Raw genomic sequence first — 22,195 nt, forward strand, 5'->3', positions numbered from 1 at the left:
TTGGCCGGGTCGTAGGAGATGTTCCCCGTCCCGTCCTGCTTCTCGATCCCGCCGATCCGGTGCTCGAGCCCCGGCGTCCCCGGCACCGCCCACGGACGCGCCAAGGTCTCCGGATCCCGCAGGTAGGGCCAGAACGACCCGTCCTCACGGTTCGGCTCCGTCGCGAACTCCACCCGCAGGTCCGGCAGCTCCGACACCTCCGGCACCCGCCACGGCTCGCTGCCGTTGGCCAGGTACCCGTCGGACAGCAGGAACACCGGGGTGCGGTAGGCCAGCGCGATCCGCGCCGCCTCCAGCGCCATCGTGAAGCACTCCCCCGGCGACGCAGGCGCCACGATCGGGACCGGCGCCTCGCCGTTGCGGCCGAACATCGCCTGGAGCAGGTCCGCCTGCTCCGTCTTGGTCGGCAGCCCCGTCGACGGCCCGCCGCGCTGGATGTCGACGACGACCAGCGGCAGCTCCAGCGACACGGCCAGCCCGATGGTCTCGGACTTCAGCGCCACACCCGGCCCGGACGTGGTCGTCACACCCAGCGAACCACCGAACGCCGCACCCAGCGCCGCACCGATCCCGGCGATCTCGTCCTCCGCCTGGAACGTCCGCACCCCGAAGTTCTTGTGCCTGGACAGCTCGTGCAGGATGTCCGAGGCCGGCGTGATCGGGTACGACCCCAGGAACAACCCGAGGCCCGACTGCCGCGACGCCGTGATCAGCCCGTACGCCAGCGCCAGGTTGCCGGTGATGTTCCGGTACCGGCCCGGCGCGAACGCCTTCGCCGCCGGGGCCACCTCGTACGAGACCGCGAACGACTCCGTCGTCTCCCCGTAGTTCCACCCCGCCCGGAACGCCAGCACGTTCGCCTCGGCGATCTCCGGCCGCTTCGCGAACTTGCTCCGCAGGAAACCCTCGGTCCCCTCCGTCGGACGGTGGTACATCCAGCTGAGCAGACCGAGCGCGAACATGTTCTTCGCCCGCTCCGCGTCCTTCCGCGCCAGCGACGTGTCCCTCAGCGCCTCCACCGTCAACGACGTCAGCGCCACCGGATGCACCCGGAACCCCGCCAACGACCCGTCGTCCAACGGATCCGCCGACCAGCCCACCTTCGAAAGCGCCCGCTTCGTGAACTCGTCCGTGTTCACGATGATCTCCGCACCCCGCGGCAGATCCCCCAGATTCGCCTTCAACGCCGCCGGATTCATCGCCACCAGCACATCCGGAGCATCCCCCGGCGTCAGAATGTCATGATCCGCGAAATGCAACTGAAAGCTGGACACCCCCGGCAGCGTCCCCGCAGGCGCCCGGATCTCCGCCGGGAAATTCGGCAACGTCGACAGATCATTCCCGAACCCCGCCGTCTCCGACGTGAAACGGTCACCGGTCAACTGCATCCCGTCACCCGAATCACCCGCAAACCGGATCACCACACGATCCAACCGCCGCACGGGCTTGCCCCCGGGGGGCCGGGACTCGTCGAACGTGGAACCCGTCTCCTCGACCCTGCTGGTCACGACGTGGGCCTCCCTCGTCACCGATGGTGGTGCTCCGCGCTAAAGATCCTATGCCCGCGGAACGCCACGGGCGGGGAACACACGACCAGGATATCTGACGGGGCATCAGGAGTTCAGGTAGGCCACCACGGCCAGCACCCGGCGGTGGTCCTCGGCGCTCTGGGCCAGGCCGAGCTTGGCGAAGATGTTGCTGACGTGCTTCTCCACGGCCCCGTCGGAGACCACCAGCTGCCGTGCGACCGCCGCGTTGCTGCGGCCCTCCGCCATCAGCCCGAGGACCTCCCGCTCGCGCGGGGTGAGGTCCTCCAGCACGTCCCGCTTGCGGCTACGGCCCAGCAGCTGGGCCACCACCTCCGGGTCCAGCGCGGTACCACCGCCGGCCACCCGGGACACCGCCTCCACGAACTCGCGCACCTCGGCGACCCGGTCCTTGAGCAGGTACCCGACCCCGCGCGTCGAGCCGGCCAGCAGCTCCGACGCGTAGCGCTCCTCCACGTACTGCGACAGCACCAGCGTGCCGACGCCCGGGTGGCGTTCCCGCAGGGCGATGCAGGCCCGCACACCCTCGTCGGTGTGGGTCGGCGGCATCCGCACGTCCGCCACCACCACATCCGGGACGCCCTCCGGCGACGCCGCGAGCTCGTCGACCAGCGCCAGCAGCGCCACGCCGTCCTCCACCGCGCCGACGACGGCCAGGCCGCGGTCGGTGAGCAGTCGGGTCAGCCCCTCCCGGAGCAGTACGGAGTCCTCGGCGATGACGACACGGAGCGGTGCGGGCTGCGATCCGACTGGCTGGGTTCCGGCAGGCTGGGATCCGGCAGGCTGGGCAGACATGATCACCATGCTAGGGGCGCGGACGCCCCCGCACACGGTGCTCCGCTCACATCGTGCGCAGCGCCACCGCGTCGCACAGGCCCTCCAGGGCCGTCTTCGCCGAGCAGTCCGGCAGCGGACGCAGCAGCGCGCGGGCCTCCTCGGACCAGCGCAGCGTCTCCTCGCGAGCCTGGGCCAGCGCCGGGTGGGCGCGCAGCAGGCGCAGCGCCTCGGCGTGCAGCTCGTCGTCCTCGATCGGGCCGGCGGTCAGCTCGCGCAGCCGCAGGTCGCCCGGGACGGACGGGTCGGGCTCGGAGGCGCGCAGCAGCAGCACCGGCAGCGTGGGGACGCCCTCGCGCAGGTCCGTGCCGGGCGTCTTGCCGGACTCGTGGCTGTCGCTGGCGATGTCCAGCACGTCGTCGGCCAGCTGGAAGGCGATGCCGATGCGCTCGCCGTACTGGGTCAGTATGTCGCAGACGTACTCCTCCGCCCCGGCCAGCAGCGCGCCCATGTGGCAGGAGACGGCGATCAGCGAGCCGGTCTTGCCGGAGAGCACGTCCAGGTAGTGGCGGACCGGGTCGTCGTCCGGCCCCGCCCCCGCCGTCTCCAGGATCTGGCCGGTGACCAGCCGCTCGAACGCCTGGGCCTGGAGCCGCACCGCGGCAGGGCCCAGGTCGGCCAGGATCTGCGAGGCGCGGGAGAAGAGGAAGTCGCCGGTGAGGATGGCGACGGAGTTGTCCCAGCGGGCGTTCGCGCTGACCGCACCGCGGCGCATGGACGCCTCGTCCATCACGTCGTCGTGGTAGAGCGTCGCCAGGTGGGTCAGCTCGACGACGACGGAGGCCGGGACCACGCCCGGCGCGTTCGCGTCACCGAACTGGGCGGCGAGGATCGCGAGCAGCGGACGGAACCGCTTGCCGCCCGCGTGGAGCAGATGCTGTGCGCCGACTGTGATGAACGGCACGTCGCTCTTGGTCGCCTCGACCAGCGCCGTCTCGACGGCGGCGAGCCCGAGGCGGACGTCGGTCTCCAGTGCCTGGTCCTGCACGCTCAGCCCGAAGGGCCCCACGACGGTCACCGGGAACACTCCTTGCGCTGGTCGGGTGGATGGCCGGGAAGCAGCCAACAAGGGCAGCGTATCCGGTCGGCTGTGGATCACGGAGCGCGCCCGGCCCACTGCGAGAGCGGACCGGGCGCGCACACGGGTTGTTCCGTCACTTCGGAAACGATCGGGAACCGTTCAGGAACGGTTCACCGCACGAACGCCGACGCCTGGTTCGCGAGGTGCAGGAAGTACTCCGGCGCCACGCCCAGCACCACGGTGACCACCGCGCCCAGCACGATCGCGGTGCCCGTCATGGCGCTCGGCACGGCCACGGTCGGGCCGTCGGCGCGCGGGTCGGAGAAGAACATCAGCACGATGACCCGGATGTAGAAGAACGCCGCCACCGCCGAGGACAGCACACCGACGATGACCAGCGCGGTGGCCCCGCTGCCGGACGCCGCCTGGAAGACGGCGAACTTACCCGTGAAGCCACTCGTCAGCGGGATGCCCGCGAAGGCCAGCAGGAACAGCGCGAAGACCGCCGCCAGCAGCGGCGAGCGCCGCCCGAGCCCGGCCCAGCGCGACAGGTGCGTCGCCTCCCCGTCCGCGTCGCGCACCAGCGTGACGACGGCGAAGGCGCCGAGCGTCACGAAGGAGTACGCGGCCAGGTAGAAGAGCACCGCCCCGAGCCCGGCCCGGTCCAGCGCGATCACGCCGGTCAGGATGAAGCCCGCGTGCGCCACCGACGAGTAGGCCAGCAGGCGCTTCACGTCGGTCTGCGTCACCGCGATAACCGCACCGGCCACCATGGTCAGGATCGCCACGCCCCACAGCACCGGCCGCCAGTCCCAGGCCAGGCCGGGGAAGGCGACGTAGAGCAGCCGCAACATGGCGCCGAAGGCCGCCACCTTGGTGGCCGCCGCCATGAAGCCGGTGACCGGCGTCGGCGCGCCCTGGTAGACGTCCGGCGTCCACATGTGGAACGGCACCGCGCCGACCTTGAAGAGCAGGCCGACGCCCAGCATGGCCAGGCCGATCAGCAGCAGCGCGTCGTTGCCGGTGGTGACGGCCAGCGCCGGGGTGATCGTCGCCTTGCCCTCGACCACCGCCGCGATCTGCGAGAACTGCACCGAGCCCGCGTAGCCGTAGACCAGGGCCAGCCCGAACAGGAAGAACGCGGACGAGAACGCGCCCAGCAGGAAGTACTTGACCGCCGCCTCCTGCGAGAGCAGCCGGCGGCGCCGGGCCAGCGCGCACATCAGGTAGAGCGGGAGGGAGAAGACCTCCAGCGCCACGAACATGGTCAGCAGGTCCGAGGCGGCCGGGAAGAGCAGCATCCCGCCCACCGCGAACAGCGTCAGCGGGTAGATCTCGGTGGTGGCGTGCCCGGAGGTCGCCGCCCGCCGCTCCGCGTCGCTGCCCGGCACGGCGGCCGCCTCGGGCGCGAACGCGTCCACGGCCGCGCCGGTCGAGGAGCGCGGCTCCAGCCGCCGCTCGGCGAACTGGAGCACCGCGACGACGGCGACCAGGGTGATCACGCCCTGGAGGAACAGCGAGGGCCCGTCCACGGCGACCGCGCCCATCGCGGCCAGGTCGGCCTTGTTGGTGGCGTAGCCGTCCAGGGCCAGGTAGAGGATCAGCCCGAAGGAGGCCGCCAGGCCCGCCAGCGCGATGCCGACCTGCGCCGCGTAGCGGTGCCGGCGCGGCACGAAGGCCTCGGCCAGGATGCCGAGCATGGCGGCGCCGAAGACCGCCAGCATCGGCGAGAGCTGGAGGTACTCGATGTGCGGCGCGGGGATCGGCGGGATCGCCGCTGCCAGCGTCATGCCGGTCACTGGCCACCTCCGATGGCGTTGACGTGGGGAGCCGGATCGGTCCGCCCCACCTGGGAGAGCGTCTGGTTCACGGACGGGTTGACGATGTCCGCGATCGGCTTCGGGTAGATGCCCAGCACCAGCAGCATCGCGATCAGCGGCGCCACGACGACGAGCTCACGGGCCTTCAGGTCGCCGACGCCCTCGTTGCCGGGCTTGACCGGGCCGGTCATGGTGCGCTGGTAGAGCACCAGCACGTAGAGCGCGGCCAGCACGATGCCAGCGGTGGCGACGATGCCGAGCGCCGGGTAGCGCTCGAAGGTGCCGACCAGGACCAGGAACTCCGACACGAACGGGCCGAGCCCCGGCAGCGACAGGATCGCCAGGCCGCCGATCAGGAACGTCCCGGCGAGCACCGGGGCGACCTTCTGCACGCCGCCGTAGTCGGCGATGAGCCTGCTGCCCCGACGGGACATCAGGAAGCCCGCCACCAGCAGCCAGGCGGCTGTGGAGACCCCGTGGTTCACCATGTACAGCGCCGCGCCCGACTGGCCCTGGCTGGTCAGCGCGAAGATGCCGAGGATGATGAAGCCGAAGTGCGAGATCGACGCGTAGGCGACCAGGCGCTTGATGTCCTTCTGGCCCACCGCCAGCAGCGCGCCGTAGATGATGCCGATGACGGAGAGCACCAGGATCGCCGGTGCGAAGGTCTTGCTGGCCTGCGGGAACAGGTTCAGGCAGAAGCGCAGCATGGCGTAGGTGCCGACCTTGTCGACCACCGCCGTGATCAGCACCGCGACTCCGGCCGTGGCCTCGCCCATCGCGTTCGGCAACCAGGTGTGCAGCGGCCAGAGCGGCGCCTTGACGGCGAAGGCGAACATGAAGCCGAGGAAGAGCGCGTTCTCGGCGACCGGCGAGAAGTGGATCGTGCCGTTCTGCAGGCCGGTGGTGATGGCCGTCAGGTCGAAGGTGTGGGTGGTCGTGTAGAGACCGATCACCGCCGCCAGCATGACCAGGCCGCCGAGCAGGTTGTAGAGCAGGAACTTGACGGCCGCGTAGCTGCGCTGCCTGGCGTCCTCGCCCTTGGTCCGGTCCCCGAAGCCGCCGATGAGGAAGTACATCGGGATCAGCATCGCTTCGAAGAAGACGTAGAAGAGGAAGACGTCGGTGGCCTCGAAGGAGAGCACCACCATCGCCTCGACCGCGAGGATCAGGGCGAAGAAGCCCTGGGTGCGACGCTTACGCTCGAAGGTGTTGCGGTCGTCGCCCGCGGCGGAGCCGCTGATGACTGGAGTCGGGTCGGCGTCGTGCCAGGAGGCCAGCATGACGAACGGCACCAGGACCGAGGTCAGCAGGACCAGCACCACGGCGATGCCGTCGACGCCGAGGCTGTAGCCGATGCCGAACTGGGAGATCCAGGCGTGGTGCTCGGTCATCTGGAACCGCGCCCCGCCCGGGACGAACCGGGCGGCGGCGACGCAGGCCAGCACGAGCGTGCCCAGCGAGAACGCCAGCGGCACGACCTTGTTGCGGTCACGGCTGCGGGCGTTCGTGGCGGCGGGCAGCGCGGCGGTGAGGATCGCGCCGACCGCCGGCAGCGCGGCGGTGACGGTCAGCAGGGGGAAAGAGCTCATGCGACGGCCCTCATCAGCAGCGTGGTAACGGCCAGCACCAGGGCCCCGCCGAACATCGACAGGGCGTAGGAGCGGACATAGCCGTTCTGGACCTTGCGCACCCGTCCGGAGGTCCCGCCGATCAGCGCGGCGATGCCGTTGACCAGCCCGTCCAGGCCCTTGCCCTCCAGGTAGACCAGGAAGCGGGTCAGGTGCGAGCCGCCGCTGACCAGGACCACGTGGTTGATGTCGTCCTGGAGCAGGTCGCGGCGGGCGGCCCGGGTGAGCAGCGAGCCCAGCGGCGGCGTGGCCGGGACCGGCTTGCGCCCGTACATCACCCAGGCGACGGCCACACCGAGGACCAGCACGACACCGGTCACGATCTGGATCACGGTCGGGTTCAGCGGGGGGTTGCCCTCGGTATGGCCGGTGACCGGGCTGAGCCAGTTCACGAAGGAGTTGTTCCAGTTGAACAGGAAGCCGCCCGCGACCGAGCCGAAGGCCAGCAGCACCATCGGAATCACCATGACCTTCGGCGACTCGTGCGGGTGCGGCGGGTTGCCGTTGGCGTCCTCGGCCCAGCGCTTCTCGCCGAAGAAGGTCATCAGCATGACGCGGGACATGTAGAACGCCGTCACCGCCGCGCCCACCACGGCGCAGGTGCCGAGGATCCAGCCCTCCGTCCCGCCGTGGCCGAAGGCGGCCTCGATGATCTTGTCCTTGGTGTAGAAGCCCGAGAACGGCGGGACGCCGATGATGGCGAGGTACCCGAGCCCGAAGGTCGCCGTGGTCCACTTCATGTACTTCGCGAGCCCGCCGTACTTGCGCATGTCGACCTCGTCGTTCATGCCGTGCATGACCGATCCGGCGCCGAGGAAGAGCCCGGCCTTGAAGAAGCCGTGGGTGACCAGGTGCATGATCGCGAAGACGTAGCCGATCGGTCCGAGACCGGCCGCCAGCACCATGTAGCCGATCTGCGACATGGTCGAGCCGGCCAGCGCCTTCTTGATGTCGTCCTTGGCGCAACCGACGATCGCACCGAAGAGCAGCGTCACCGCGCCGACCACCACCGTCGCCAACTGGGCCGTGGGCGCCAGGTTGAAGATGGCCGAGGAGCGGGTGATCAGGTAGACGCCGGCGGTCACCATCGTCGCCGCGTGGATCAGGGCCGAGACCGGGGTCGGGCCCTCCATCGCGTCACCGAGCCAGGACTGCAGCGGCACCTGGGCCGACTTGCCGCAGGCCGCCAGCAGCAGCATCAGGCCGATGCCGGTCAGCGTCGCCTGCGTCGCCCTGGGCGCGTCCGCGAAGACGGGCGTGAAGGCGAAGGTCCCGAACGTGGTGAACATCAGCATGACCGCGACGGACAGGCCGACGTCGCCGACGCGGTTGACCAGGAACGCCTTCTTGGCGGCGGTCGCGGCGCTGGGCTTGTGCTGCCAGAAGCCGATCAGCAGGTAAGAGGCGAGACCCACGCCCTCCCAACCGACATACAGCAGCAGGTAGTTGTCGGCCAGCACCAGCAGCAGCATGGCCGCGAGGAACAGGTTCAGGAAGCCGAAGAACCGGCGCCGCTTCTCGTCGTGCGCCATGTACCCGATCGAGTACAGGTGGATCAGCGAGCCGACACCCGTGATCAGCAGCACGAACGTCATCGACAACTGGTCCAGCTGGAAGCCGACCTCGGCCTGGAAGCCGTTCACCGGGATCCAGGTGAACAGGTGGTCGTGGATGGGCCGTTGGTCGGCCGTGCGGCCCAGCATGGAGAAGAACAGGGCGAGCCCCACGCCGAAGGAGGCGAAGGCCAGGAACGTGCCGAGCAGATGCCCGACCCGGTCCAGGCGGCGCCCGCCGCAGAGCAGCAGGGCCGCTCCCAGCAGCGGAGCCGCAACCAGTACGGGGATGAGATTGTCCACTTCTCGTCAGCCTCCGCCGCTACAGCTTCATGAGGTTGGTGTCGTCGACCGAGGCCGAGTGACGGGTGCGGAAGACACTCACGATGATGGCCAGACCGACGACCACCTCGGCCGCCGCGACCACCATGGTGAAGAAGGCGATGATCTGCCCGTCCAGGTTGCCGTGCAGCCGGGAGAAGGTGACCAGGGCCAGGTTGCAGGCGTTGAGCATCAGCTCCACGCACATGAACAGCACGATCGCGTTGCGTCGCACCAGCACGCCGACGGCGCCGATGGTGAACAGCAGGGCGGCCAGGTACAGGTAGTTGACCGGGTTCACTTCGACTCCACCTCCCGCTGCTCGGTCGCCGTCTGCTCGACGTTCGCCAACTCGGCGCCGCTGCGCGGCTTCGGCGCCTTGCGGCCGAGCCAGCCCGCCGTGGACTGCTCCAACTCCCCCATGCGGCGCAGCAGGTCGCTGCCCAGGTGGCGCATCTGGCCGCGCTCGCGCAGCGTCGGGTTGACGCTGATCTCGGCCGGGGTGCCGTCCGGCAGCAGGCCGGGCGCGTCGACCGCGTTGTGGCGGGCGTAGACACCGGGCGCCGGCAGCGGTGTGACCTGCGTGCCGAGGCGGACCCGCTGCTCGGCCAGCTCGCGCTGGCCCTGCTTGACCTCGGTGGCCTCGCGGTGCGTCAGCACCATCGCCCCGACGGCCGCGGTGATCAGCAGTGCGCCGGTGACCTCGAAGGCCCACACGTACTGCGTGAAGATCAGCCGTGCCAGGCCCTGGACGTTGCCGCCCGCCGCCTGGTTGGCCGCCCCGACGCCGGTGAAGTTCCGCAGGTCGGCGTTGGCGATGCCCGCGCAGAGCAGCACGCCGAAACCGAGCCCGCCGACCACCGCGGCGACCCGCTGGCCCTTCAGCACCTCCTTGACCGAGTCGGCCGAGGAGACGCCCACCAGCATCACGACGAAGAGGAAGAGCATCATGATCGCGCCGGTGTAGACGACGATCTGCACGATGCCGAGGAAGACCGCGCCCTCGGCCAGGTAGCAGATCGCCAGCGCGATCATCGTCCCGGCCAGGCAGAGCGCCGAGTGGACCGCCTTGCGGCAGAGCACCGTGCCGAGGGCTCCGCCGACCGCGATCACCGCCAGCACCCAGAACTGGACGGCCTCACCGGTGGAGGTCACGAGGCCACCTCCCCCTTGCTGTGGGCGACCTGCTGCTCCGTGCCCGGCGCGGCCTCGGTGACGTGGCCCTGGTAGTAGTCGCGCTCGTCCATGCCGGGGAAGATGGCGTGCGGCGAGTCGACCATGCCCTCGGTCAGCCCGACGAGCAGCTGCTCCTTGGTGAAGATCAGCGACTCGCGGGAACTGTCCGCGAGTTCGTACTCGTTGGTCATGGTGAGCGCCCGGGTCGGGCAGGCCTCGATGCAGAGCCCGCACAGGATGCAGCGGGCGTAGTTGATCTGGTAGACCCGCCCGTACCGCTCACCGGGCGAGTAGCGCTCCTCGTCGGTGTTGTCGGCGCCCTCGACGTAGATGGCGTCCGCCGGGCAGGCCCACGCGCACAGCTCGCAGCCGACGCACTTCTCCAGGCCGTCCGGGTGCCGGTTGAGCTGGTGGCGGCCGTGGAACCGGGGCGCGGTGGGCTTCTTGTACTCGGGGTACTGCTCGGTGAGGCGCTTCTTGAACATGGCCTTGAAGGTCACGCCGAAGCCTGCGGCGGGGCCGAGGCCCCAAGAAGAATGTTCAGAAGGCACCGTCGTCTCCCTTCAGTGCAGGAACAGTGGTGGACTCGCCCGCTGGGCCCCCGACCCGCGACGGCCGTCGCGGCACGGCCGGGAGCTGCTGCCCGGGCATCGGCGGGACGGGGAAGCCGCCCGCCATCGGATCGAACGGCGCAGGGCCGGCGGGGACGTCGGACGGTCCCGCCTTCTTCGGCCGCAGCATGTCGACGAGGATCGACAGCAGCAGCACCGCGACCACGCCGCCCGCCACGTAGAGCACCACGTGACCGAAGTTGTAGCCCTGGTTGCGCAGCGCCCGGACGGTGGCCACCAGGACCAGCCAGACCAGCGAGACCGGGATCAGCACCTTCCAGCCCAGCTTCATGAACTGGTCGTAGCGCAGGCGGGGCAGCGTGCCGCGCAGCCAGATGAAGACGAAGAGCAGCAGCTGGATCTTGACGATCAGCCAGAGCATCGGCCACCAGCCGTGGTTGGCACCGGCCCAGAAGGTGCTGATCGGCCAGGGCGCCCGCCAGCCGCCGAGGAACATCACGCTGGCGACCGCCGAGACGGTGACCATGTTGATGTACTCGGCCAGCATGAACATCGCGAACTTCAGCGAGGAGTACTCGGTGTTGAAGCCACCGACCAGCTCGCCCTCGGCCTCGGGGAGGTCGAAGGGCGCACGGTTGGTCTCACCGACCATCGACACCAGGTAGACGATGAAGCTCACCGGCAGCAGCGCCGCGAACCAGGTGTGCGTCTGCGCGTCCACGATCGCCGAGGTCGACATCGACCCCGAGTAGAGGAAGACCGCCGCGAAGCTGAGACCCATCGCGATCTCGTAGGAGACCATCTGCGCCGCCGACCTCAGGCCGCCGAGCAGCGGATACGTCGAGCCCGAGGCCCAGCCGGCCAGCACGATGCCGTAGATCCCGATCGAGGCGGTGGCCAGGATGAACAGGATGCCGACCGGCAGGTCGGTCAGCTGCATCGTGGTCCGGGTGCCGAAGATGGAGATCTCGTGGTCCGCCGGGCCGAACGGGATCACCGCGAAGGCCATGAAGGCCGGCATCGCCGAGACGATCGGCGCCAGGATGAAGACCACCTTGTCGGCCGCCGTGACGACCAGGTCCTCCTTGAGCGCGAGCTTCACGCCGTCGGCGAGGCTCTGCAGCAGGCCCCAGGGGCCGTGCCGGTTGGGGCCGATACGCAGCTGCATCCAGGCGACGACCTTGCGCTCCCAGACGATGGCGACGAGCACCGTCACGACCAGGAACGCGAAGCAGAACACCGCCTTGAGCAGCACCAGCCACCAGGGGTCGCGCCCGAAGAAGCTCAGGTCCTCGGTCGCGAGCAGCACCGTGTGATGCATCACCGGCCCGCCTCCATCTCACGAGCCTCCATGTCACGCGCCTCCATCGCCAGCTGTTCCGTCTCGTTGGCGGACGCCAGCGCCACGATCCGGCCCGGCACCGCGCCCAGGCCTCGGGCCGCGCCACCCGGCGTCGAGTTGAGCGGCAGCCAGACCACCCGGTCCGGCAGCTCGGGCGTGATCGCCAGCGGCAGCGTGACGCTGCCCGCCGGGCCGGTGACCGTCAGCCGCGCGCCGTCGGCGACGCCGACCTCGGCCGCCGAGGCGGGCGAGAGCCGGGCCACGGCCGGGTGCCGGGTGCCGGCCAGGGCCGGGTCGCCCTGCTGCAGCACGCCGTTGTCGAGCAGTTGCCGCCAGCCGGCCAGCACCGCCTCGCCCGCGCTCGGGCGCGGCAGCGGACGGGCCAGCTCGATCGGCGCGTCCGTCCGGTCGCCGCGCCAGGGCCCGAAGGCGTCCAGCTCGCGGCGGGCCGCGATCACGTCCGGCAGGCCCAGGTGCCGGTCCATGGCGTCCGCGAGCATGTGCAGCACCCGCAGGTCGTCGTTCAGGTGCCGCTGCGTCATCTGGTCCGGCTTGAGCGCCGCCTCGAAGGAGCGGACCCGGCCCTCCCAGTCCAGGAAGGTGCCCGCCTTCTCGGCGACCGCCGCGACCGGCAGCACCACGTCGGCCCGCGCGGTGACCGCGCTCGGCCGCAGCTCCAGGCTGACGACGAAGCCGACCCGCTCCAGCGCCTCGTCCGCAGCGGCCGGGTCCGGCAGGTCGTCGATCTCGACGCCGCCGACGACCAGCGCGTCCAGCTCGCCCGACGCGGCGGCGGTCAGGATGGCGCCGGTGTCACGACCGAAGCGGGCGGGAAGCTCGGACAGGCCCCAGGCGGCGGCCGTCTGCCGGCGCGCCTCCGGGTCGGTGGCGGGACGCCCGCCGGGCAGCAGGTTCGGCAGCGCGCCGACCTCGACCGCCCCACGCTCGCCCGCCCGGCGCGGGATCCACGCCAGCCGCGCGCCCGCGATCCGGGCCAGCCGCAGCGCGGCGCTGTAGCCGCCGGGCGAACCGGCCAGCCGCTCGCCGACCAGCACGACGGCGCCGGGCTCGCGCAGCAGCCGCGCCGCCTCGCCCGCCGAACCGTCCAGCGGCTCGCCCTCGGCCAGCGCCTCCAGCCACTCGGCCTCGGTGCCGGGCGCCGCGGGGAGCAGTGTCCCGCCCATCTTGGCCAGGCCCCGCGAGCCCCAGGCCGCGATGGAGAAGACCTTCGTGCCGCGCGTGCGGGCCGCCTTGCGCAGCCGCAGGAAGACGATCGGCGACTCGTCCTCGGGCTCGAAGCCCGCGAGCAGCACCGTCTTCGCGCCCTCCAGCGCCGCGTAGTCGAGCGCTTCGTGGCCGCCGACGCCGTTGCCGTCCAGGTCCACGCCGTGCCCGGCGACGGCGGCGGCCAGGAACTCGGCCTCCTCCGCGCTGTGCACGCGCACCCGGAAGTCGACGTCGTTGGTGCCGAGCGCGACGCGCGCGAACTTGCTGTACGCGTACGCGTCCTCGACCGTCGCGCGACCACCCACCAGGACTCCCGCCCGCTTGCCCGCGAGCCCCGCGGCGGCCTTGGCCAGCGCCTCCGGCCAGGAGGCGGGCTCCAGCTCGCCGGTGTCGGCGTTCCGGACCAGCGGCGTGTGGAGCCGGTCGGGCTGCTGCGCGTAGCGGAACGCGAAGCGGCCCTTGTCGCAGCTCCACTCCTCGTTCACCGCCGGCTCGTCACCGGCCTGGCGCCGCAGCACCTTGCCGCGCCGGTGGTCGGTCCGCGTCGCGCAGCCGCTCGCGCAGTGCTCGCAGACGCTCGCCGAGGAGGTCAGGTCGAACGGCCGGGACCGGAACCGGTAGGCCGCCGAGGTCAGCGCGCCGACCGGGCAGATCTGGATGGTGTTGCCGGAGAAGTACGAGCGGAAGTCGTCGCCCGCGCCCGTGCCGACCTGCTGGAGCGCCCCACGCTCCAGCAACTCGATGAACGGGTCACCGGCGATCTGCTCGCTGAACCGGGTGCAGCGCGCGCACAGCACGCAGCGCTCGCGGTCCAGCAGCACCTGGGTGCTGATCGGCATCGGCTTCTCGTAGGTCCGCTTCACCCCCTCGAAGCGGCTCTCGGCCTGCCCGTGCGAGAGCGCCTGGTTCTGCAGCGGGCACTCGCCGCCCTTGTCGCAGACCGGGCAGTCCAGCGGGTGGTTGATCAGCAGCAGCTCCATCACGCCGCGCTGCGCCTTCTCCGCGACGGGCGAGGTGAGCTGTGACTTCACCACCATGCCGTCGGCGCACTCCATCGTGCAGGAGGCGACCGGCTTGCGCTGGCCCTCCACCTCGACGATGCACTGCCGGCAGGCGCCGGCCGGGGCCAGCAGCGGGTGGTCGCAGAAGCGCGGGATCTCCACACCGATCATCTCGGCGGCGCGGATGACGAGGGTGCCCTTGGGCACCTTCACCTCGACGCCGTCGACGGTGACGGTCAGCAGGTCGCTGTCCGTCTTCTTCTCGGGGACCGTCGCGGTCACGCCAACACTCCGTTCTCGCTCGGGTCGTAGTCTCCGGAGCCTCGATCACCGGGTGGGTCTTCCGGGCTGCGGTCTTTGGAAGCGGTCGCGCGCCGTCCCCGCGTCCCCGCCCAGACCGTGGAGGCCGCCGGGTCGAACGGGCAGCGACGCTCGCGCAGGTGCTGCTCGTACTCGTCACGGAAGTACTGCAGCGAGGAGAAGATCGGGCTCGCCGCGCCGTCGCCGAGCGCGCAGAAGGACTTGCCGTTGATGTTGTCGGCGATGTCGTTCAGCTTCTCCAGGTCGCCCGGCACGCCGTCGCCCGCCTCGATCCGGCGCAGCAGCTGGACCAGCCAGTACGTGCCCTCGCGACACGGGGTGCACTTGCCGCAGGACTCGTGGGCGTAGAACTCCGTCCACCGCGTCACCGCGCGCACGACACACGTGGTCTCGTCGAAGACCTGGAGCGCCTTGGTGCCGAGCATCGAGCCGGCCGCGCCGACGCCCTCGTAGTCGAGCGGGACGTCCAGGTGCTCGGCGGTGAACATCGGCGTCGAGGAACCGCCCGGCGTCCAGAACTTCAGCGTGTGGCCCTCGCGCACGCCGCCGCTGATGTCGAGCAGCTGCCGCAGCGTGACGCCGAGCGGCGCCTCGTACTGGCCGGGGTTGGTGACGTGCCCGGAGAGCGAGTAGAGCGTGAAGCCCGGGGACTTCTCGCTGCCCATCGAGCGGAACCAGTCCTTGCCCCTGTGCAGGATCGCGGGCACGGAGGCGATCGACTCGACGTTGTTCACCACCGTCGGGCAGGCGTACAGGCCCGCGACGGCCGGGAACGGCGGCCGCAGACGCGGCTGGCCGCGGCGGCCCTCGAGGGAGTCGAGCAGCGCCGTCTCCTCGCCGCAGATGTACGCACCGGCGCCCGCGTGGACGGTGATGTCCAGGTCGAAGCCGCTGCCGAGCACGTTCTGGCCCAGGTACCCGGCGTCGTACGCCTCCTGGACGGCGGCGTGCAGCCGGCGCAGCACCGGGACCGTCTCACCGCGGAGGTAGATGAAGGCGTGGCTGCACCGGATCGCCCAACTCGCGATGATCATGCCCTCGATGAGCGAGTGCGGGTTCGCGAAGAGCAGCGGGATGTCCTTGCAGGTGCCCGGCTCCGACTCGTCCGCGTTGACCACGAGGTAGTGCGGCTTGCCGTCGCCCTGCGGGATGAACTGCCACTTCATGCCCGTCGGGAAGCCGGCGCCGCCGCGCCCGCGCAGACCCGCGTCCTTGACCAGGGCGATGACGTCGTCCGGGTTCATCCGCAGCGCCTCGTGCAGGCCCTTGTAGCCGTCGTGCGCGCGGTAGGTGGCAAGCGTCCAGGGCTTCTCCTCGCCCCAGGTCGCCGAGAGGACCGGGGAGAGCAGCTTCTCCGGGTGCGTCGCGGTCATGCCTGCTCCCCTTCCGCGCCGTCGTCCTGCTGCGTGCTCTGCTGACGCGGCGCGACCACCTTGGTGGCGCTCGCGCCCGGCAGCGTCTCGCCGTGCGCGAGCCGCAGCCCGGCCAGCGAGGGCGCGCCGCCCGCACCGGACTCGTCCACGGCTCCGGCCCGCTCGTCGGGGAAGCCGGCCAGGATCCGCGCGGTGTCCTTGAAGCCGCACAGCCGCGCGCCGCGGGTGGGCTTCACCTCGGCGCCCGCGCGCAGGTCGTCGACCAGCTGCTTGGCGCTGGCCGGGTCCTGGTTGTCGAAGAACTCCCAGTTGACCATCACCACGGGCGCGTAGTCGCAGGCCGCGTTGCACTCGATGTGCTCCAGCGAGACGGAGCCGTCGGCCGTCGTCTCGTTGTTGCCGATCCCGAGGTGCTGCTGCAGCTCGGCGAAGATCTCGTCGCCGCCGAGGACCGCGCACAGCGTGTTGGTGCAGACGCCCACGTGGTACTCGCCGGCCGGACGGCGGCGGTACATCGTGTAGAAGGTCGCGACGGCGGTGACCTCGGCCGTGGTCAGGTCCAGCCGCTCCGCGCAGTAACGGATGCCGGTCCGGGAGACGAAGCCCTCCTCGGACTGCACCAGGTGCAGCAGCGGCAGCAGCGCCGAGCGCGACTGCGGGTAGCGGGCGACGATCGCCGCCGCGTCCGCGTCCAGCCGCTCGCGCACCTCGGCCGGGTAGGGCTCCGCCGGAAGCTCCGGCAGACCGAGTTCCACCTGGTGAGCACTCACCGGTCCACGCCTCCCATCACCGGGTCGATGCCGGCCACCGCGACGATGACGTCCGCGACCTGCCCGCCCTCGCACATCGCGGCCACTGTCTGCAGGTTGGTGAAGCTCGGGTCGCGGAAGTGCACCCGGTACGGCCGGGTGCCGCCGTCGGAGACGACGTGCACGCCCAGCTCGCCCTTGGGGGACTCGACCGCCACGTAGGCCTGGCCGGCCGGGACGTGGAAGCCCTCGGTCACCAGCTTGAAGTGGTGGATCAGCGCCTCCATGGACTCGCCCATGATGGTGCGGATGTGGTCGAGCGAGTTGCCCATGCCGTCCGCGCCCAGCGACAGTTGGGCGGGCCACGCGATCTTCCTGTCCGCGACCATGACGCTGCCCGGGCCGCCCTTGAGCCGCTCCAGGCACTGCTCGACGATCCGCAGCGACTGCTCCATCTCGCGCAGGCGGATCAGGAACCGCCCGTAGGAGTCGCAGCCGTCGGCCGTCTCGACCTCGAAGTCGTAGCTCTCGTAGCCGCAGTAGGGCTGCGACTTGCGCAGGTCGTGCGGCAGGCCGGTGGCGCGCAGGATCGGGCCGGTGGCGCCGAGCGCCATGCAGCCGGCCAGGTCCAGGTAGCCGACGTCGACCAGGCGGGCCTTGAAGACCGGGTTGTTGGTCGCCAGCTTGTCGTACTCGTGCATCCGCGAGCGCAGCAGCTTCACGCCCTCGCGGATCTGGTCCAGCGCTCCCGGCGGCAGGTCCTGCGCCAGGCCGCCGGGGCGGACGTAGGCGTGGTTCATGCGCAGGCCGGTGACCAGCTCGAAGATGTCGAGGATGACCTCGCGGTCACGGAAGCCGTAGATCATCAGCGTGGTGGAGCCGATCTCCATGCCGCCGGTGGCCAGGCACACCAGGTGCGAGGAGATCCGGTTCAGCTCCATCATCATCACGCGGATGACGCTGGCCCGGTCCGGGATGTCGTCGGTGATCCCGAGCAGCTTCTCCACGGCGAGGCAGTAGGCGGTCTCGTTGTAGAGCGGCGTCAGGTAGTCCATGCGGGTCACGAAGGTCGTGCCCTGGACCCAGTTGCGGTACTCCATGTTCTTCTCGATGCCGGTGTGCAGGTAGCCGATGCCGCAGCGGGCCTCCTGCACCGTCTCGCCGTCGATCTCCAGGATCAGGCGCAGCACGCCGTGCGTGGACGGGTGCTGCGGACCCATGTTGACCACGATCCGCTCGTCGTCCGCTTTCGCGGCGGCGGTGACGATCTCGTCCCAGTCGCCGCCGGTGACGGTGTAGACGCGCCCCTCGGTCGTCTCTCGGTACTCGGTGTCGCTCATCAGGAGTACGACCTCCGCTGGTCGGGAGCCGGGATCTGCGCGCCCTTGTACTCGACGGGAATGCCGCCGAGCGGGTAGTCCTTGCGCTGCGGGTGGCCCAGCCAGTCGTCCGGCATCATGATCCGTGTCAGCGCCGGGTGGTCGTCGAAGACGATGCCGAAGAAGTCGTAGGTCTCGCGCTCGTGCCAGTCGTTGGTCGGGTAGAGCGCGACCGTCGACGGGATGTGCGGATCCTCGTCGGGCGCGGAGCACTCGACGCGGATCAGCCGGTTGTGGGTGATCGAGCGCAGGTGGTAGACCGCGTGCAGCTCGCGCCCGGTGTCGCCCGGGTAGTGCACGCCGCTGACCCCGGTGCACAGTTCGAAGCGGAGCGCCGGGTCGTCGCGCAGCGTCCGCATCGCCGCGACGAGGTGCTCGCGGCGGACGTGGAAGGTGATCTCGTCGCGGTCGACGACGGTCTTCTCGATCGCCGCGTCCGCGCTGATCCCCTGCTCCTCCAGCGCGCCCTCGAACTCGTCGGCCACCTCGTCGAACCACGGCCCGCCGTAGGGCCGGGAGCTGGCCCCCGGCAGCACGATCGGCCGCACCAGCCGGCCGTAGCCGGAGGTGTCGCCGGTACCGGCTCCGCCGAACATCCCGTGCCGGACGCCGATGACCTCCAGCTCGGTCTGCCCCTCGCGCGGGACGGGAACGTTCTGCCCGCTCGTCTCGCTCATCGCAGCAGCCCCTTCATCTCGATCGTCGGGACCGCACCGAGCGCCTGCTGCTCCGCCTCTTCCTCCGCCCGCCGCTTGTTGACGCCGAGCTTCTCGTGGCGGATCTGGTCGTGGAGCTTGAGGATGGCGTCCATCAGCATCTCCGGACGCGGCGGACAGCCGGGCAGGTAGATGTCGACCGGAATGACGTGGTCGACGCCCTGGACGATCGCGTAGTTGTTGAACATCCCGCCGGACGAGGCGCACACGCCCATGGAGATGACCCACTTGGGGTTCGCCATCTGGTCGTAGACCTGGCGCACCACCGGGGCCATCTTCTGGCTGACCCGGCCGGCGACGATCATCAGGTCGGCCTGCCGCGGCGAGCCGCGGAACACCTCCATGCCGAACCGGGCCAGGTCGTAGCGGCCGGCGCCGGTGGTCATCATCTCGATCGCGCAGCAGGCCAGCCCGAAGGTCGCCGGGAAGAGCGAGCTCTTGCGCACCCAACCCGCGGCCTGCTCGACCGTGGTGAGCAGGAAGCCGCTGGGCAGCTTCTCCTCGATACCCATCTCTTCAGCCCTCTCCCGTCAGTCCCACTCAAGGCCGCCACGACGCCAGACATAGGCGTAGGCGACGAACACGGTGGCGATGAAGAGCACCATCTCGACCAGGCCGAAGATCCCCAGGGCGTCGAAGGTGACGGCCCACGGATAGAGGAAGACGATCTCGATGTCGAAGACGATGAAGAGCATCGCCGTCAGGTAGTACTTGATCGGGAAGCGCCCGCCCCCGGCGGCCTGGGGCGTGGGCTCGATCCCGCACTCGTAGGCGTCGAGCTTGGCCCGGTTGTAGCGCTTCGGGCCGGTCAGCGCGGCCATGGCCACGGAGCCGACCGCGAACGCGGCCGCAATGGCGCCAAGTACCAGAATCGGCGCATAAGCGTTCATGCCGAACGACCTCTCCAGCCGTCATTCCGAGCTCATCACCGTGATCCCCACATGTGAGGCAGTTCACAAGCTCCCAAGACGGCTGCATCCTATGCCTCTTCGCATGTGATCTGCGACACGCGGTCACGCACCAAGATTGTGATCTACGCCACCTGACGGATGATCATGAAGCAATGAGAGTGCAAAATCGGACACCTTGCGTGTGCATTCATTCACAAGCCGTGGCCGGAAGCGGAATAACCCCAGCTCGAAGCGGGTCCGCCTATCATCGTCCCGGCATCCATAGCAAGTTTTGCCCCTGGCCCGGACACGTGTTAGTGAACCTCGCCACGGGCGGGTGACGCGGTCGCGGACCCCCTTGACGAGAGGACGGACGCACTCCGCTAAGGTGCGCGCGCTGCTGATCCACAACGGCGGCCGAGCACTTGGGGGGACATCCGTGATCAAGCACGTCAAAGCGGCCGTCGGGCTGCCGGTCCTGCTCCTCGCCGGCGGACTGACCGCGCTCTCCACGAGTGCGCACGCGGCGACCGACCCCGGCGTGGCCCTGCCGCTGAGCCACTTCTCGCATCTCGCCGTCGACGCGGCGCACGGCCGCCTCTTCCTCAGCGGCGGCGCCGGCAGCGACGCACTCGCGATCACCGACCTCACCGGTGCCTCCGTCGGCACCGTCCCCGGCGAGCCCGGGGCCACCTCGCTCCAGCTCTCCCCCGACGGCACCACGCTCTTCGCCGCGCTGCCCGGCAGCGACGCGATCTCGGCGATCGACACCACCACGCTGCAGAGCACGAGCATCCCCACCGGGGCCGGTACCCACCCCGACTCCCTCGCCGTCGCGGGCGGCAGGCTCTGGTTCGGCTACACCTCCGGCTCCGGCGGCTCCGGCGCGGGCGCCATCGGCTCGGTCGACCTCACGACCCACGCCGTCGCCCTCGCCCAGGACCCGGGCACCTGGACCGGCAGCCCGCTGCTGGCGGCCGCCCCGACCGGCGCCACGAAGCTGGTCGCGGCCGACCCGACCGGCACCTCCCGGACCTTCTCCGTCTACGACGCGGCCGGCGGCACCCTGACCCGCAGTACGACGGCGACCCTCACCGTGCCCGGCATGACCGATCTGGCCGTCGGCGCCGACGAGGCGGACGTCTACGTCGAGAGCGGCTCGACCGCCGACGAGCGCCTGCACACCGCCGACCTCACCACCGACGGCCCGCAGTTGCGTGGCGACACCGACTCCAGCGCGGTCGCCGTCGCCCCGGACGGCACGGTCGCCGCCGGCGGGGACGGCAACGAGCTCTTCACCTACGCCCCGCACCAGACCGACCTCGGCTGGCTGAACGAGTACTTCTCGACGTCCGTGTACCTCCCCGCGCCCCACGGCCTGGCCTGGGCCCCGGACGGCAGCAAGCTGTTCGTCGTCGCCACCGGCATGACGAGCGGCGCTCCCGAACTGCTCGTCGAGGACGCCCCTGAGACCGCCCGCACCGTTCTGGGCGGCACCTCGCCGCAGCACCTCGCCCCCGGTGAGCAGTTCACCCTCGACGCGACCGTCTTCTCCGGTGAGCCGCTGCCCGCCGGAGCCGTGCTGTCCGTGACCCGCGACGGCGTCGCCCTCCCGGACCGGGTGGTCCCGTCAGCGCCGACCAACGACCACACCTGGACCGTCGCCCTCCCGGACACCGCCCCCACCCAGGGCTCGCTGACCTACGTCCTGTCCTACGCGGGCGACGCGACGCACCACGCGGCAATCGCGACCGTCACCGTCCCGGTCGCCCGGTACGCGCCCACCGTCACGCTGACCTCCCCCACCCACGAGACGGCGATCGACAGGACGGTGGCCTTCACCGGCACCGTCGGCTGGCTCCCGCACGCCGAACACACCGGTGAGGCCGTCCGGATCACGCGCACCGACGCCGCACACCCCGCGGGCGTGCTCGTCACGACCGTCCCGGTGGCGGCGAACGGGAGCTTCGCCTTCAGCGACGCCCCGCACGTCGACGGCGACGTGAGCTACCAGGCCACCTCGGTCGCCACCGGCGCCTACCTGGCCTCCTCCTCGGCGGCGGACACGGTCCTCGTCGACGGCCTGAAGACCACGCTCACGATGGCCACGGACCGCGGCAGCTACACCTACGGCGCCCTGGCCAAGGTCACCGTCCACCTCGGCACCACCGACAACAGCCGCACGGTGAAGATCTGGACCCTCGCCTACGACCACTCGTCGGCCACGCTCGCCGCCACCGTGACCGCCGACCGCAACGGCAACGCGACGGCCTATGTGAAGGTCACCGAGAACGGCTCGATCGAAGCCTGGTTCGAGGGCGACCTGCGCTACTCCGCGACCGGCGCGGGGAAGTCCGTCCCGGTCCAGGACGCCGTCTCCGCAGCCCTGCACGGCTACTACGCCACCAGCTCCGGCTGGCGGCTCTACCACCACACCACCAAGCAGACGCTGACCGTGTCGGTCGCCCCGGCCAAGCCGGGCCAGTGTCTGCGACTGCTCGCCCAGCGCTACTACGGCGGCGCCTGGCACACCGTCGCGGACCTCTCCTGCGTGCGCCTCGGATCCGGCAGCAGCGCCTCCTACAGCCTCGCCTTCACCGGCCCGCTGGGCGCCGAGTACCGCGTCGCCGCCGAGGGGAACCCCACCGGCGCGGACCACGCCAACGCGGCCGGGTGGAGCAGCTGGCAGTACTTCGCCATCCGCACCTGACCTTCCTGTTCC

At 70.7% G+C, this 22,195-nt stretch carries 17 protein-coding genes and 1 pseudogene; 1 reads left to right on the forward strand and 17 read right to left on the reverse strand.

Annotated features, from left to right (window positions below; all coding sequences use genetic code 11):
- From ABH931_RS37925 to ABH931_RS38005, 17 genes and pseudogenes are all read right to left on the reverse strand, one after another.
- The coding region (locus ABH931_RS37925) for a 2-oxoacid:acceptor oxidoreductase subunit alpha (RefSeq protein ID WP_370124215.1) at positions 1 to 1,508 on the reverse strand (1,508 nt) is incomplete at its 3' end.
- A 105-nt stretch (positions 1,509 to 1,613) separates the two neighbouring features.
- The gene (locus tag ABH931_RS37930; RefSeq protein WP_370124218.1) at positions 1,614 to 2,342 is read right to left on the reverse strand and encodes a response regulator; all 729 of its coding nucleotides are present in this window, start codon (positions 2,340 to 2,342) and stop codon (positions 1,614 to 1,616) included.
- A 46-nt stretch (positions 2,343 to 2,388) separates the two neighbouring features.
- Positions 2,389 to 3,399, reverse strand: coding sequence for a polyprenyl synthetase family protein (locus tag ABH931_RS37935; protein WP_370124221.1), 1,011 nt, complete (start codon positions 3,397 to 3,399; stop codon positions 2,389 to 2,391).
- A gap of 173 nt (positions 3,400 to 3,572) precedes the next feature.
- Positions 3,573 to 5,192 carry an NADH-quinone oxidoreductase subunit NuoN gene (gene nuoN, locus ABH931_RS37940; protein WP_370124224.1) on the reverse strand — a complete coding sequence of 540 codons (1,620 nt, stop codon included), beginning with the start codon at positions 5,190 to 5,192 and terminating at the stop codon, positions 3,573 to 3,575.
- A gap of 5 nt (positions 5,193 to 5,197) precedes the next feature.
- Positions 5,198 to 6,814 (reverse strand): NADH-quinone oxidoreductase subunit M, encoded by a 1,617-nt coding sequence (locus ABH931_RS37945; protein ID WP_370124227.1) that lies wholly within the window; start codon positions 6,812 to 6,814, stop codon positions 5,198 to 5,200.
- The gene (gene nuoL, locus ABH931_RS37950) at positions 6,811 to 8,709 is read right to left on the reverse strand and encodes an NADH-quinone oxidoreductase subunit L (RefSeq protein WP_370124229.1); all 1,899 of its coding nucleotides are present in this window, start codon (positions 8,707 to 8,709) and stop codon (positions 6,811 to 6,813) included. The genes ABH931_RS37945 and nuoL overlap by 4 nt, the downstream gene beginning before the upstream one ends.
- Before the next feature lie 19 nt (positions 8,710 to 8,728).
- Positions 8,729 to 9,028 carry an NADH-quinone oxidoreductase subunit NuoK gene (gene nuoK / locus ABH931_RS37955; RefSeq protein WP_037605876.1) on the reverse strand — a complete coding sequence of 100 codons (300 nt, stop codon included), beginning with the start codon at positions 9,026 to 9,028 and terminating at the stop codon, positions 8,729 to 8,731.
- Positions 9,025 to 9,882 (reverse strand): NADH-quinone oxidoreductase subunit J, encoded by an 858-nt coding sequence (locus ABH931_RS37960; RefSeq protein ID WP_370124232.1) that lies wholly within the window; start codon positions 9,880 to 9,882, stop codon positions 9,025 to 9,027. Before ABH931_RS37960 ends, nuoK begins: the two co-directional genes overlap by 4 nt.
- A complete protein-coding gene (nuoI, locus tag ABH931_RS37965) occupies positions 9,879 to 10,454 on the reverse strand; it encodes an NADH-quinone oxidoreductase subunit NuoI (protein WP_370124234.1) in 576 nt (191 codons plus the stop codon). The genes ABH931_RS37960 and nuoI overlap by 4 nt, the downstream gene beginning before the upstream one ends.
- Positions 10,444 to 11,796, reverse strand: coding sequence for an NADH-quinone oxidoreductase subunit NuoH (nuoH, locus tag ABH931_RS37970; protein ID WP_370124267.1), 1,353 nt, complete (start codon positions 11,794 to 11,796; stop codon positions 10,444 to 10,446). Before nuoH ends, nuoI begins: the two co-directional genes overlap by 11 nt.
- Positions 11,796 to 14,327: an NADH-quinone oxidoreductase subunit G gene (locus ABH931_RS37975; protein WP_370124237.1), complete on the reverse strand. Its 2,532-nt coding sequence runs from the start codon at positions 14,325 to 14,327 to the stop codon at positions 11,796 to 11,798. Before ABH931_RS37975 ends, nuoH begins: the two co-directional genes overlap by 1 nt.
- A gap of 107 nt (positions 14,328 to 14,434) precedes the next feature.
- Positions 14,435 to 15,739, reverse strand: a pseudogene (gene nuoF, locus ABH931_RS37980) (NADH-quinone oxidoreductase subunit NuoF); the annotation flags it as partial.
- Positions 15,736 to 16,509, reverse strand: coding sequence for an NADH-quinone oxidoreductase subunit NuoE (gene nuoE, locus ABH931_RS37985; RefSeq protein WP_370124239.1), 774 nt, complete (start codon positions 16,507 to 16,509; stop codon positions 15,736 to 15,738). The gene nuoE and the pseudogene nuoF, both read right to left, overlap by 4 nt.
- Positions 16,506 to 17,828: an NADH-quinone oxidoreductase subunit D gene (locus ABH931_RS37990; RefSeq protein ID WP_370124242.1), complete on the reverse strand. Its 1,323-nt coding sequence runs from the start codon at positions 17,826 to 17,828 to the stop codon at positions 16,506 to 16,508. Before ABH931_RS37990 ends, nuoE begins: the two co-directional genes overlap by 4 nt.
- Positions 17,828 to 18,544: an NADH-quinone oxidoreductase subunit C gene (locus tag ABH931_RS37995; protein WP_370124244.1), complete on the reverse strand. Its 717-nt coding sequence runs from the start codon at positions 18,542 to 18,544 to the stop codon at positions 17,828 to 17,830. The genes ABH931_RS37990 and ABH931_RS37995 overlap by 1 nt, the downstream gene beginning before the upstream one ends.
- Entirely contained in the window at positions 18,541 to 19,095 is a 555-nt protein-coding gene (locus tag ABH931_RS38000) for an NADH-quinone oxidoreductase subunit B family protein (protein WP_370124246.1), read from the reverse strand. Before ABH931_RS38000 ends, ABH931_RS37995 begins: the two co-directional genes overlap by 4 nt.
- An 18-nt stretch (positions 19,096 to 19,113) precedes the next feature.
- Positions 19,114 to 19,473, reverse strand: a complete 360-nt coding sequence (locus ABH931_RS38005) for an NADH-quinone oxidoreductase subunit A (RefSeq protein WP_042455736.1) — start codon at positions 19,471 to 19,473, stop codon at positions 19,114 to 19,116.
- 439 nt (positions 19,474 to 19,912) lie between these two features.
- Between ABH931_RS38005 and ABH931_RS38010 the strand changes: the two genes are divergently transcribed.
- Positions 19,913 to 22,183, forward strand: coding sequence for a hypothetical protein (locus ABH931_RS38010; RefSeq protein ID WP_370124249.1), 2,271 nt, complete (start codon positions 19,913 to 19,915; stop codon positions 22,181 to 22,183).
- The last annotated feature ends 12 nt before the right edge of the window (positions 22,184 to 22,195 follow it).

The organism is Streptacidiphilus sp. MAP12-33 (assembly GCF_041261265.1).
In the GTDB taxonomy this organism is placed as follows: Bacteria; Actinomycetota; Actinomycetes; order Streptomycetales; family Streptomycetaceae; genus Streptacidiphilus.

Bases quoted from the DNA above. Each gene is read 5' to 3' on its own strand.
- ABH931_RS37990 (WP_370124242.1), bottom strand. From the start codon at position 17,828: ATGAGCGACACCGAGTACCGAGAGACGACCGAGGGGCGCGTCTACACC.
- nuoH (WP_370124267.1), bottom strand. From the start codon at position 11,796: ATGCATCACACGGTGCTGCTCGCGACCGAGGACCTGAGCTTCTTCGGG.
- ABH931_RS37930 (WP_370124218.1), bottom strand. From the start codon at position 2,342: ATGTCTGCCCAGCCTGCCGGATCCCAGCCTGCCGGAACCCAGCCAGTC.
- ABH931_RS37945 (WP_370124227.1), bottom strand. From the start codon at position 6,814: ATGAGCTCTTTCCCCCTGCTGACCGTCACCGCCGCGCTGCCGGCGGTC.
- ABH931_RS38000 (WP_370124246.1), bottom strand. From the start codon at position 19,095: ATGGGTATCGAGGAGAAGCTGCCCAGCGGCTTCCTGCTCACCACGGTC.
- ABH931_RS37995 (WP_370124244.1), bottom strand. From the start codon at position 18,544: ATGAGCGAGACGAGCGGGCAGAACGTTCCCGTCCCGCGCGAGGGGCAG.
- ABH931_RS38005 (WP_042455736.1), bottom strand. From the start codon at position 19,473: ATGAACGCTTATGCGCCGATTCTGGTACTTGGCGCCATTGCGGCCGCG.
- nuoN (WP_370124224.1), bottom strand. From the start codon at position 5,192: ATGACGCTGGCAGCGGCGATCCCGCCGATCCCCGCGCCGCACATCGAG.